The 12,665-nt window shown below is 71.7% G+C and carries 10 protein-coding genes and 1 pseudogene; all 11 read right to left on the bottom strand.

The window, feature by feature from the left end:
• Positions 1–329: 329 nt before the first annotated feature.
• Positions 330–2,180 (bottom strand): excinuclease ABC subunit UvrC, encoded by a 1,851-nt coding sequence (gene uvrC / locus GXY35_11155; protein ID NLW95133.1) that lies wholly within the window; start codon positions 2,178–2,180, stop codon positions 330–332.
• A gap of 92 nt (positions 2,181–2,272) precedes the next feature.
• Positions 2,273–4,321, bottom strand: coding sequence for an excinuclease ABC subunit UvrB (gene uvrB / locus GXY35_11150; GenBank protein ID NLW95132.1), 2,049 nt, complete (start codon positions 4,319–4,321; stop codon positions 2,273–2,275).
• A 12-nt stretch (positions 4,322–4,333) separates the two neighbouring features.
• The gene (locus tag GXY35_11145; GenBank protein ID NLW95131.1) at positions 4,334–4,558 is read right to left on the bottom strand and encodes a hypothetical protein; all 225 of its coding nucleotides are present in this window, start codon (positions 4,556–4,558) and stop codon (positions 4,334–4,336) included.
• Positions 4,559–4,587: 29 nt separating this feature from the next.
• On the bottom strand, positions 4,588–6,333 hold the full coding sequence (locus GXY35_11140; protein NLW95130.1) for a PQQ-binding-like beta-propeller repeat protein: 1,746 nt from the start codon (positions 6,331–6,333) through the stop codon (positions 4,588–4,590).
• A gap of 52 nt (positions 6,334–6,385) precedes the next feature.
• The gene (gene rsmB / locus GXY35_11135) at positions 6,386–7,690 is read right to left on the bottom strand and encodes a 16S rRNA (cytosine(967)-C(5))-methyltransferase RsmB (protein ID NLW95129.1); all 1,305 of its coding nucleotides are present in this window, start codon (positions 7,688–7,690) and stop codon (positions 6,386–6,388) included.
• A 566-nt stretch (positions 7,691–8,256) separates the two neighbouring features.
• On the bottom strand, positions 8,257–9,198 hold the full coding sequence (locus tag GXY35_11130) for a methionyl-tRNA formyltransferase (GenBank protein NLW95128.1): 942 nt from the start codon (positions 9,196–9,198) through the stop codon (positions 8,257–8,259).
• 13 nt (positions 9,199–9,211) lie between these two features.
• The gene (locus GXY35_11125) at positions 9,212–9,709 is read right to left on the bottom strand and encodes a DUF192 domain-containing protein (GenBank protein ID NLW95127.1); all 498 of its coding nucleotides are present in this window, start codon (positions 9,707–9,709) and stop codon (positions 9,212–9,214) included.
• Complete coding sequence (locus tag GXY35_11120; GenBank protein NLW95126.1) at positions 9,699–10,487, bottom strand: DUF1189 family protein; 789 nt, start codon at positions 10,485–10,487, stop codon at positions 9,699–9,701. Before GXY35_11120 ends, GXY35_11125 begins: the two co-directional genes overlap by 11 nt.
• 58 nt (positions 10,488–10,545) lie before the next feature.
• Positions 10,546–11,517 carry a UDP-glucose 4-epimerase GalE gene (galE, locus tag GXY35_11115; protein NLW95125.1) on the bottom strand — a complete coding sequence of 324 codons (972 nt, stop codon included), beginning with the start codon at positions 11,515–11,517 and terminating at the stop codon, positions 10,546–10,548.
• A pseudogene (def, locus tag GXY35_11110) lies at positions 11,514–12,032 on the bottom strand (peptide deformylase). The gene galE and the pseudogene def overlap by 4 nt, the downstream one beginning before the upstream one ends.
• A gap of 229 nt (positions 12,033–12,261) precedes the next feature.
• A partial coding sequence (locus GXY35_11105) for a hypothetical protein (protein ID NLW95124.1) occupies positions 12,262–12,665 on the bottom strand: 404 nt, incomplete at its 5' end.

Raw genomic sequence — 12,665 nt, 5'->3', positions numbered from 1 at the left:
TGCAGTATACCCCGTCCGCGGTTCCGGTTCAACCGTGGGCGGGGCCTGGCCTTTCCCTGGTTTGTAGATGCGGGGTGAAACGCGCACATGGATCTGAGAAACCGGGGCTACACCATCCCCAGTCTTGAGAATCGCCTGGCACGCAATGAACGTTCCAACCGATCTCATTACAATGGGATACGTTCCACCCAACCTGCGTCTCGAAGACTCTTGAAACACAGCGTTGTTTCGGTCTTGTGTAACCGCACGCGCTTTGATGCAGAAATGGCGGATTCCACTTCTTGAAATTGTGAATCAGCATCTACCCGACACGGTATGACTCCCTACGGCTACAAACTGGGGAATGTCCCGTGGGCGGGGCCGGTCTCCGCTCTTTCCCCGGAGAGGCGCTCCCGCACCCGCGCCGCGAGGGCCGCGTCCCCGAGCACCCGCGCGAGCTCGGCGGCGTCCGCGGCGGCGACGCCGCGGATGTCGCCGAAGGCGCGGATGAGCGCTTTCCTCCTCGCCGGCCCCACCCCCTCCAGCCGGTCGAGCGCGGAGTCGAGGAGCCGCCGTGTCCGAAGGCGGCGATGCCCGCGCAGGGCGAACCGGTGCGCCTCGTCCCTGACGCGCTGGAGGAAGAGGGAGGCCCGGTCCCCCGCCCGCAGCGGGATCGGATTTTTCCGTCCCGGGAGGAATACCCGTTCGGGCGCACGGCGCCCGGGGAGGCCGCGCTCCTTCGCGAGGGCGATGGCGGCCGTACCTTGCGCGCCCTCCTCCCTGAGCGCGCGCAGGGCGGCGTTGAGCTGCCCCTTCCCCCCGTCGACCAGGAGCAGGTCGGGCATCCCCCACCCGTCCCGGGCGCGCCGGGCTCGCCGCCGGACGATCTCGTGTATCATCCCGCAGTCGTCCCCGGCCTCCGAGACCTTCACCCCGAACCGGCGATACCCCTCGGGGCGCGGCGCGCCGTCCCGGAACGCCACGATCGAGCCCGTCTGCGACGCCCCCCCGAGGTGCGACACGTCCACGCACTCGATGTCGCGCGGCGGGGCGGCGAGGCGGAACCGCCTCGCCAGCTCCCTGCTCACCTCGAACGCCTCCTGCGTGCGTTCGAGGCGGGAGGCGAGCGAGGCGGCTGCGTTCTCCTCCGCCATGTCGATGAGTGCCCGCTTCCTGCCGCGGCGCGGGACGGCGATCCGGACGCTCCCGCCGCGGGCGGCGGAAAGCTCCGCGGCAAGTCCGGCCGCGCCGGCGGGCGTCGAGGGGGCGAGGATCTCCGGGGGCACGAAGGCGCCCCCGAGGTAGTGCCGCCGGAGCGCCTCCGCGACCACGGACGGGTCGTCGCCCCCCCCGTCGACGGAGAGCAGGCGCCTGCCGAGCAGGCGCCCGGCGCGCACGAAGAGCAAAGCCGTCTCGGCGCGGTCCCCCTCCCGGGCCACACCCACCGCATCGCGGTCGGCGCCGTCGAGGGCGACGCAGTGCTGCCGTTCGATCGTCGTGCGGATCGCCGCGAGCGTATCGCGGATCCGGCCCGCCTTCTCGAAACGGAGCGCCGCGGCCTCGCGGCGCATCTCCCGCTCGAGTTCGCGGAGGAGGCTCCCGCTGCGGCCGGAGAGGAACAGGGACACGCGGCGGACGAGCGCGGCGTAGCCGCGCCTCGAGACGCGGCCGCAGCACGGGGCCGCGCAGCGCCCGATCTGATGCTTGATGCAGGGGCGGGAGCGGCGCTGAAAGGTTGCGGCGCCGCACTCCCTGAGCGGGAACGCGCGCTGGAGGAACCGGGCGGTGTGCCGCGCGGCCCCCACCGACGAGTACGGCCCGAACCAGCGCGCCCCGTCGCGGCAGAAGCGGCGTACGACCTCGAGGCGCGGGTACTCCTCGTCGGTTGAGAGGCGCAGGTGGGCGCAGGCGGAGGCGTCCTTGAGCGCCAGGTTGTAGGGGGGGCGGTGCTCCCTGATGAGCGTCTCCTCGAGGAGAAGCGCCTCCTTCTCGGTGCCGGTGACGATGAAGTCGACGTCGTCGGCCCGCGCCACCATCGCCGGGATCGCGAGGCGGCCGTCGCCGCGCTTCGTGAAGTAGGAGGCGACGCGGCGGCGGAGGTCCACCGCCTTGCCGACGTAGAGCACGAGGCCGTCGGCGCCCTTCATCAGGTAGACGCCGGGGCGCCGGGGGATCTTTTTGAGTCTGTCGGGGGAGCGCATCGTTTCAGATTCCGCTTTTGGGGATCGGGTCTCAGATCCCAGATTCCAAATATCGGATCTCAAATCTCAAATTCCAGGTCTCGGATCCCGAATTACGGTTTTCGGCCCCGGCCTTTCGTTCGCCGGCGCCCGGCGGGGAACGGGGCGGACGGGCGCTCCCGCAGCTCCATCTCGATCCTCTCGAGCCCGAGGATCCGGTCCCGCAGCTCCGCGGCCGTTTCGAAATCGAGCCGCGCCGCCGCCTCGCGCATCCGCGTCCGCAGCGCCCGGATCGTTCTCGCGGCCTCGTTCGGATCCGCAACGTCGGGGCGCCGGAGAGGGACCGTCACGTAGTCCGCCTCGCACACCCTGCCGATCGGCTCCCGCACCGCCTTGCGCACCGAACGCGGGGTGATGCCGTGCGCCGCATTGTAGGCCAGCTGCGCCTCCCGGCGCCGCGCGCACTCCCGCACCGCCGCCTCGATCGACCGCGTCATCGTCCCCGCGTAGAGAACGGCGCGCCCGTGGACGTTCCGGGCCGCGCGTCCGCACGTCTGGATGAGCGCGGTCTCCGACCTGAGGAACCCCTCCCGGTCCGCGTCGAGCACCGCGACCAGGGAAACCTCGGGGAGGTCGAGCCCCTCCCGGAGCAGGTTGATCCCCACGAGCGCGTCGAATTCGCCTTTGCGGAGGTCGCGCAAAATCTCCGTGCGCTCGAGCGTGCCGATATCCGAGTGGAGGTAGCGGACCCGCACGCCGTGCTCCTCGAGGTACTCGGCGAGGTCCTCGGCGTTCCGCTTGGTGAGGGTGGTCACGAGCGTCCGCTCCCCCCGTGCCGCCGCCGCGCGTATCTCCGAGAGGAGGTCATCCACCTGGAGGGACGCGTCGCGGATGACGATCTCCGGGTCCACCAGCCCGGTCGGGCGCACCACCTGCTCGACGACCGCCCCCTGGCTCCGGGCGCGCTCGAACTCCCCGGGCGTCGCCGACACGTAGATCGTCTGTCCGGAGACCGCCTCGAACTCCTCGAACGAGAGGGGCCGGTTGTCGATCGCCGACGGGAGCCTGAACCCGTACTCGATGAGCGTCTCCTTGCGGGAACGGTCGCCGTGCTGCATCCCGCGGAGCTGCGGCACCGTCACATGGCTCTCGTCGATGAAGAGGAGGTGGTCGTCGGGGTAGTAGCTCAACAGGGTCGCCGGCGGCTGCCCCGGCATCCGCCCGTCGAGGTGACGCGAAAAATTCTCGATCCCCGGGCAGAAGCCGAACTGCTCCAGCAGCTCGAGGTCGTACTCGGTCCGCTGCCGCACACGCTGGGCCTCCACGATCTTTCCCGCCTCGCGCAGTTCCCGGTGCCGGCGCTCGAGCTCCTCCCTGATCCCCTCGATCGCGCGCCGCATCCGGTCCCCGGGGGTGACGTAGTGGCTCGCGGGGTAGATCGAGACGGCGCCGAGACGCCGCACGACCGCGCCGCGCAACGGGTCGATCTCCGCGACCTCCTCGACCGCGGCGCCGCCGAACCGGACGCGCACGGCGCGCTCCTCGTCGCTCGCCGGGAACACCTCGACGACGTCCCCGCGCACCCTGAACGTCCCCCGGTGGAAGTCGAAATCCCCGCGCGCGTACTGGATCTTGACGAGGAGGCGCAGGAAAAGGTCGCGATCCAACGCCGCCCCCTCCTCCGCCCGGACGTGCATCCCGCGGTAGTCCTCGGGGGTCCCGAGCCCGTAGATCGCCGACACGCTCGCCACGATGAGCACGTCGCGCCGCTCGGAGAGCATCGTCGTGGCCTCGTGCCGCAGGGCGTCTATCCGCTCGTTGACGGAGGCGTCCTTCTCGATGAAGGTGTCGGTCCGCGGCAGGTACGCCTCGGGCTGGTAGTAGTCGTAGTAGCTCACGAAGAAGCCGACGCCGTTGCGGGGGAAAAGCGATTTGAACTCGGCGTAGAGCTGGGCGGCCAGGGTCTTGTTCGGCGCGAGCACGAGCGTCGGGCGGTTGGTCCGGGCGACGATCTGCGCCATCGTGAACGTCTTGCCGGATCCGGTCACCCCGAGGAGCGTCTGGCGCCGCCGCCCCTCCTCTACGCCCCGGACAAGGGCGTCGATGGCGCCCGGCTGGTCCCCGCACGGGGCGAGGTCGGTCACGAGTTCGAAGGCGGGCATGGGGATGCGTCCCTAGACACGGTCCATCAGATAGCAGAGAAACGCGACGACGCCGAGCCCGGCGGCCGCCACGGCGGCCGCGGCCGCGAGCCGCGCGGACGCGCCGCGCAGGACGACGAGGTGCGCCAGGACAAACGGGGCGGCGGCCGCCCCCGCCCAGAGGACGAGGCTCAGCGCCGCGACGAGCGCGAGCCGCGCCAGCGTCCTGCCCCACGAAGATCCGCCGCGCTTCGCCATCTCACCTCCCCGCCCGGCGCGCCGCGCTTCTATCTGCGCAGCCGTTCCCGCAGGTCACGCGCCCGCGGGTTCGCCGGATCCGCCGCGAGGAGGCGCTCCAGGAGCAGACGCGCGCGGTCGAAATCCAGCCGCGCAACGGCCGCCTCCGCCAGGCAGGCGAGCACCTCCCCCTCCGCGCAGCCGCGCTCCATCGCGAGGACGAACTCGCGCTCGGCGGATTCGTTCTCCCCGCGCGTGAGCATCAGCTTCCCCGTGTTCAGATACGCGCTCGGGTCGGAGGGGGCGCACTGTTTCGCCGCCTGGAACTGGGCGAGCGCCTCCCTCGTGCGCCCCATCCGCGCGTAGTGGCCTCCCAGGGCGTTGCGGTACGCGGCGTCGCGCGGCTCCAGTTGCACCGCGAGACCGTACTCGCGGCCGGCGAGGCCCGGTTCCCCCGCGCCGTCCCAGCCGCGCGCGAATTCGAGGCGCGCCGGGGCGGAATCCGGGCGCGCCGCGACGAGGTCGCGGGCGGCCTCGACCGCCTCGCCGTGACGTCCGGCGTCGTTGAAGGCGCGCGCGGCGGCGAGCCGCGCGGCGAACCCCGCGTCCGTCATCTGCGCGGGGCCGCGTGTCCGCCGCATGGACGGGCTTTTCCGGCCGAGGCGGTAGAGGAGCCGATCCCTGGTCCCGATGTAGATCGCTTCGCCCGAGAGCACCGGGGAGGCGACGAGGGATCCTTTCGCGTCGAATGTCCAGACCCCCTTCCCGGTCGCGGCGTCGACGCCGTGCAGCGAACCGTCGAGGCTCCCCGCCACGACCCTGCCGCCGGCCAGGCAGGCGGAACCGACCACCTGGTCGCCCGCCTTGAACCTCCACCGCCGCGCGCCGTCGGCCGCGTTCCAGCAGTACAGGTACCCGTCCCTCGACCCGGCGACGACCAGCCCCCCGTCCAGCGCGGCGGCGGCGGCAATCGTCTTTCCGGTCTTCGATCTCCAGAGCCGCTCCCCGGTGGCGAGATCGAGGCAGTGCATCGTCCCGTCGGCGGCGCCGACGAACACCCTACCGCCGCTCACCGCGGGCGAGGCGGCGACCGCGGAGGCGAGGTCGGCCTTCCAGATCCTCCGCCCGCCCTCCCGGTCGAGGCAGTAGACGTTGCCGTCCTCGCTGCCGAAGACGATCGTCCCGCCCGCCGGGGCGGGCGAGGACCGGATTGCCCCGCGCACGGCGAAATCCCAGATCCTCTTTCCGTCCGCCGCGTCGAGGCAGTCGAGGCGCCGGTCCATCCTCCCGAGGTAGATGCGCCCGCCCGAGACGGCGAGGGGGGCCAGCAGCCTGTCGGGGAATCTGCGCTTCCAGACCTCCTTCCCGGTTCCGGCGTCGAGGCAGTAGAGCAGCCCGCGGTCCTCCAGGAGCAGCTCCTCCTCCGAGAGCGACACCTCGCGGAGACTGGAGCTGAAGAAAAGTTTCCCCCCCTCGATCGCGGGCGTTCCCAGATCCTTGTAGCGCGCGTCGAATTTCCAGGCCGCCTTCCCGGTCTCGGCGTCGAGGCAGTAGAGCACGCCGTCGGCCGCGGGGACGTAGATCCGGCCGTCCGCGGCGAGCGGGTCGCGGTTGATGGGGCCCCCGGCCTTGAACCGCCAGACCTCCTCGACTTCGGAGGGTATCTCGCCCGTACCGCCCCTGCGCGCCGGTCCGCCGCGGTAGAGCGCCGTGCTGTCCGCCGCGGCGGCTGCGGCGGCCAGCAGCGCCGCCGCGGCCATCGTCGCCGTCTTCATCGCCGTATTCCCGCCGGCCATCCGGCCTCCCCGCCGCGCCGCGTCCCGGAGACGCCCCCCGGCGCCGCCCTCCTCACAGGTTCCTTTTCACCATCCGCGCCGCGTACCCCCCGTCGCATCCGCCGGTGCGGGGGAGCATCCTCAGCTCCTCGTCGAGCAGATACGCCGGGTGCGCCAGAAGAAACGCCGCGACCACCCGCTCGTTTTCATCGGGCTCTATGCTGCAGGTGCCGTAGACGAGCACCCCGCCCGGTTTCACGACGTCCGCGGCCGCCGCCAGCAGCGCCCCCTGTGCCGCCGCGAGGCGCGGTATGTCCTCCGGCCGGAGGCGCCACCGCGCCTCGGGCCTGCGCCGGAGCACGCCGGTGTTCGAGCACGGCGCGTCGACCAGCGCCCGGTCAGCCGGGGCGAGCCCGGGGATGCGTCCCGCCTCGCGCGCGTCGCCGACCACGCAGCGGATCGACCGCAGCCCGAGGCGGGCGGCGTTCCCGCGCACCATCTCCGCCTTGGCAGGGTTCAGTTCCACGCAGAACAGCTCCGCCCCGTCCCCCGCCGATGCGGCCAGCGCCGCCGCCTTGCCGCCCGGCCCCGCGCACAGATCCGCGATCCGCTCGCCGCGCCGGGCGCCGACGAGGTCGGCGACGCGCATCGCGGCCACATCCTGTATCCAGAAGAGGCCGTTCCTGAACGCCGCGAGTTCCGGGATCGGCCGGGGCAGTTCCTCGATATCCACGGCGAGGGGGTGGCCGGGATTCGGGACCGCGCGGACTCCCTCGGCGGCGAGGGCGGCGAGCAGACTTTCGCGCGTCGCCCGGACGGTATTCACGCGCGCGGTGAGCGGGGGCGCCTCGTTCCCGGCGAGGCAGAGCGCCTCCGCCTCCGCCTCGCCCATTCGATCCGCCCATCGCCGGACCAGCCATTCCGGATGCGACCGGGCGGCCGCGATATGCGCCGCCGGATCGACTGCGCGGTCCGGCATTCGCACCTGCCCGACCTCCTTGGGCGCGTTCCTCAGCACCGCGTTCACGAATTTCTCCGCCCCCTTGCGCCCATGGCGGAGGGCCAGCTTCACGGATTCGTCCACGGCCGCGTACGCGGGGATCCTGCCGAGATACAGCAGCTGGTACATCCCAAGGCGGAGGATGTCCCTCAGTTCCCGCGAGATGCGCCCCATCGGCCTCCCGGCCGACTGTTCGATCGCCCGGTCGAGCGTGCCCCGCATCCGCAGGCACCCGAAGACGAGTTCCGTGGCGAGCCCGCGGTCGTCCGGGCGCATCCGCGCGCCCCTGAATTCGCGGTCGAGAAGCTCGGAGACGAAGAGCCCCGAACCGAGCGCGCGCCGGAGCACCGCGAGCGCGCAGGCGCGCGCGGTCAGCACCCGCTCCCGCGCGGGCCTCCTTTTCGGAGCGGCGCCCTCGCGCGGCGAGACGTTCTCGCGGGCCTCGGGGACGGACTGACGGGACGCGGGCGCGGCGCCGGAAGCGGGGTCCTTTTCCCTCCGAACGCCCTCCGACCGCGGGCGGTATCCGAACCCGCCGCGCTTCCGCCCGCCGGCCTGTCCGCCGGGCCGATACCCTTTCCGCGCCCGTTCGCGTTTTTGCTCCACGCGCCCGGCGGCATCCGCCTCTCCGCGATGCGTCCGCGTCTCCTCCCCGGGCGCGCCCTCCGGCCGCGGGCGGTATCCGAACCCGCCGCGCTTCCGCCCGCCGGCCTGCGTGCCGGGCCGATACCCTTTCCGCGCTCGTTCGCGTTGTATCTCCACGCGCCCGGCGGCATCCGCCTCTCCACGATGCGTCCGCGTCTCCTCCCCGGGCGCGCCATCCGGCCGCGGGCGGTATCCGGGGGCGCCTTCCCCGCCTTTCCCGCCGCGCCCGCGCGAGGGGCGCGGCTTCCGTCCCCGGACGCGGTCATACCACGGGCGCCCGGCGGGCGTCTTTGCACGGCTCACCTGCCGAGTACCGTCCCCTCGATCCCGCGGTGCCCGCGGGCGAACTCCGGCGCCGTCATCGCTCTTCCCCCCTCCGGCTGCACCGTCCGGATGACGAGGACCCCGCGTCCGGTGCCCACCCGTATCCCCTCGTTTCCGCATCGCAGCACCCTTCCCGTTTCCCCGGACTCCCCGGCGCACACCGAGGCCTCCAGGATCTTGAGCATCCTCGGGGCGCCCGCCGCGGCGGCGGACGTGTACGCCCCCGGCCACGGCTGCAGCGCCCTGACCCTCAGCGCGATCTCCTCCGCAGGCGCCCGCCAGTCGATGAGGCCGTCGGACTTGGCGAGTTTCGGCGCGAACGTCGCCGCCGATTCGTCCTGCGGCGTCCGGACGGATGTGCCCCGCTCGATCGATCGGACCGCCGCCGCGAGGAGGGCGCCCCCGCGCAGGGAGAGGATCTCCGCGAGGGTGCCGCCGGTGTCGTCCGGCGCAATCGGCACCCGCTCCTGCGCGATGATGTCCCCCGCGTCCATCCCCTCGCCGAGGTACAGCACGGTCACCCCGGTCTCCCGCTCGCCGGCGAGGATCGCGCGCGGTATCGGGGCCGCGCCCCGATATCTCGGGAGGAGCGACGGGTGCAGATTGATCGCGCCGCGCGGGGGCAGGCCCCAGAGCGCCTGCGGCAAAAAGTTCCCGTACGCGACCACGGCGATCAGATCGGGGGCCGCCTCGCGCACCTCGGCGAGGAACCGCTCCTCGCCGGGGGAGGCGGGCTGGAGGAGGCGCAGCCCCCGCTCGATCGCGCGCCGCTTAACCGGCGGCGCGGCGGCAAGGCGCCCCCTGCCGCGCGGGCGGTCCGGCTGCGTCGCCACGGCGACAAGCTCGTGCCCTCCGTCCGCGAGGGCGTCGAGGGAAGGGAGCGCGAATCCAGGCGTTCCCATGAAAAGGATTCTCATCGCATCGCACACCCTAGCGAATTCCGCCGGGGGAGGACGCCCCATGGGGCGCGCCGATCCGCGCCTCGCCGGGGATCTCCACGACGTCCCCCGCCCCCACCCCGTGCGCCGCGAACCAGCCGCGGTTCATCTCGAGCGCGTACCGGGCGGGCTCCCGCGAGACGGTCCGCCGGAGCTCGTCGTACGGGCGCATCTGCTCGATCTGGAGGATCCTGCCCTCCCCGTCGAGGAACGCGATATCGAGGGGGATGCGCGTGTTCTTCATCCAGAAGCTCAGGGGGCGCGGGGAGGCGTACGAGAAGAGCATCCCGGAGTCTTTGCCCAGTGTGCGGCGGTACATCAGGCCGCGCGACATCTCCCGCGGCGCGCGGGCGACCTCGGCCCTGATCTCGCGCCCTCTCACCCTGAGCGTCGCGACCGGGAGCGGTATCCGCGGCGGCTCCCCGCCGCACGCCTGCATCAGGAGCGGCAGCGCGCAGAGGATGAGGATGCGCCGGGGATCACGCGGCACGGGCGCCTCCCTCCGCCGATACCACCGCGGCGACGAGGAACGCGACGTGCACGAATGCGTAGACGCCGAGGAGGACGCGCGGGTCGAGGCGCACGCCGACGAGAAGGATGGCGAGGATGAAACAGACCGCCAAGGCGGCGGCGTAGAAGCTCATCTGGAGCACCGCCCGGAACGGAAGCCCCGCGCCGCGGAGGCGCGACGCGAAGACGCCGACGGCCGCCGCGGCGGCGGACTGGAGGAAGAGGGCGGCGAGCGCGGCCGGATAGACCCCCGCGGCGAGGAGGGCGATCCACCGCCGCCGGACGACGAGACTCTCGAAGTAGCGGCGGTCGATGGTGAACGAGGCGTCCGCGAGATAGTCGCGCGAGAAGACCGTCTCCCCGACCCTGAAGACGACCCCCCGCTTCTTGACGAGGACGCCGGCGCGGTACTTCAGATCGACGCCTTCCGTCGCCCCGGTCGTGTCGATGATCACCGCGAACGGCTCGCCCGCGCCCGACCGGTGCTCGATGACCATCGGCTGGGCGACCTCGGCGCTCGCCGTCCCGTTCAGGACCGTCACGGCGGGGAGGTTGTCCGCGCACCAGCGCCAGACGTTGTTCAGGAAGAAGAGCTGCGCAGCGAGCATCACCGCGAGCATCGAGCCGATCGCGAGGGAGACTTTCACGAGGTGGAGGAAGGCGGAGCGGAACGGTAGGGCGGCCGCCGTCCCGTAGAAGCGCATATCGGTCGCGCTCCGCCAGACGTCGGAAAAGAAACAGCCGATTCTCCGGGCCATGGAGTGGCCTTTCGATGAGACGCCCGATCGTTCGCCCCCCCGGCGGGGGATCGGGGCGTCAGTCCCGATACCCTTCCGGGTTCCGCCGCATCCACTCCCACGCGCCGCCGATGATCTCGTCGAGGCCGGTCCGGCGCGGCGTCCAGCCGAGCTCGCGCCGTATCCTCTCCGCGCCCGCGATCAGCACCGCGGGGTCCCCGGGCCTCCGGGGCGCCGCCTCCTCGGGTATCGGCAGTCCGGTGACGCGTCGCGCCGCATCGAGCACCTCGCGCACCGAGAAGCCCCTGCCATCGCCGAGGTTGTAGGTTCGTTCCCCCCGGCAGTTCAGGGCGAGGACGTGCGCGTCGGCGAGGTCGCCTACATCGACGTAGTCCCGCACGCAGGTCCCGTCGGGGGTTTCGTAGTCGGTCCCGAACAGCTTCACCGCGGGCGCCTTCCCGAGGGCCGCCCGCAGCACCGACGGGATGAGATGCGTCTCGGGATCATGGTCCTCTCCGCATGCCGGCGTCGCTCCCGCCGCGTTGAAGTAGCGGAGGGAGACGCACTCCAGCCCGTAGGCGCGGTGATACCTGCCGAGCACCCGCTCGAGGAACAGCTTGGACTCGCCGTAGGGGTTGATCGGCTCCGCGGGGTCGTCCTCCGCGATCGGGATCCTCCGCGGCGAGCCGTAGACCGCGGCCGAGGAGGAGAAGACGATTCTGCCGACGCCCGTGCGGCGCATCGCCTCGAGGAGCACGAGGCCGTTGGAGACGTTGTTCAAAAAATACCGCGCCGGCTGCGCCACCGATTCGCCGACGAGGCTGTAGGCGGCGAAGTGCACGACCGCCTCCGCGCGATGCGTTCGGAGCGCCTTCTCGATCGCGCCGCCGTCGGCGAGATCCCCGACGACCAGGCGCGCGCCCGGCGCGACCGCCCCGCGGTGCCCGTGCTCCAGGCTGTCGAAGACGAGGACCTCGTGGCCGCCCTCGAGAAGCGCCGCGACCGTCACGCTTCCGATGTAGCCCGCCCCTCCCGTGACGAGGACCCTCACCGGTGCTCCCCCCGCCGGCCGCGCTGTCGCACGGCGCGCAGTTTGGCGGCGAGCACCGCTTTCCTGGCCACGCTCAGCCTGTCGACGAAGAGCACCCCGTCGAGGTGGTCGAGTTCGTGCTGCACCGCCTGGGCGGTCACCCCGGCGACCTTTCGCGACCTGCGCGCGCCCGAGAGATCGGTGAACTCGATTGTCACCTCGGCGGCCCGCGCGACGGTCCCGGTGACGCCGGGGAAACTCAGGCAGCCCTCGTCCATTCTCCTCATCGGCCCGCGCTCCCCCACGACCGGATTGATGCACACGAGCTTGTCGTGCCCCTCGCGCGGGACATCCATCACGAACAACCGCAACGGGACGCCGACCTGGGGGGCGGCAAGGCCGAGGCCGTCGTGGTAGTACATCGTCTCGAGCATATCCGCGGCGAGCCTTCTGACCTCCGGGGTGATCGCGGAGATCTCGGCGGCCTTCCTCCTCAGGATCTCGTCGCCGAACAGCAGGACATTGCGGAGCATCCGCGTTTCCTCTCGTCAAAGTGCGCCCCGCCCGGCGCGCGGACGAAACACGACGCTACTATAGCACCTTCGCCGGGGATAGTACACCCCGGGTAAAACGACAGGGGAACGCCGCCGCGGGATCGTCGGCGGAAAGGAAGTCGCCAGAAACGCCGGGTCGGGGGCGTTGGCGCTATCCCCGAGAAACTCGCCTGTACCCTCGCCACTCGGCGCTGTCGATCGTGCACGTACGCTATGGCTTCCAGCCATAGACATACGAACCGTGTTTCCCGTATTCCCACCCAGGGTCCATGATAAACCCTAGCGGAATCGACGAGGTGGCGGGCTGGCAGTTCACCTTCAGCAGCAGCGGGGGGGCGGCCTGCGCCAGGTCGCACATTCCCTTGTCCCAGTACGTCGACCCGTCCGCGCCCACATATAGCCACTGGTCGCTTTGGCCGCTGATCGCCGGGAAGTAGACGTTCGCCGTCAACCCGCCATCGTACGTCACCGTCACGTAGTCACCGGCTTGGATGGCGAAGTCCTCGGAGTCCCGCCCCACCCACACCCCCACCGCCTGCGCCGGCGTATAGCTGCCTCCGTCCGTGAAGCCATTGCCGTTGTCGTTCACGATGCCGAGGGGGTTCTCGTAGATGT

This window comes from Chlamydiota bacterium (genome assembly GCA_012729785.1).
Lineage (GTDB): Bacteria > Auribacterota > Tritonobacteria > UBA1439 > UBA1439 > UBA1439.
Note: the sequence above shows the minus strand (reverse complement) of the source record. Positions and strands in the feature narration are given on the sequence as shown.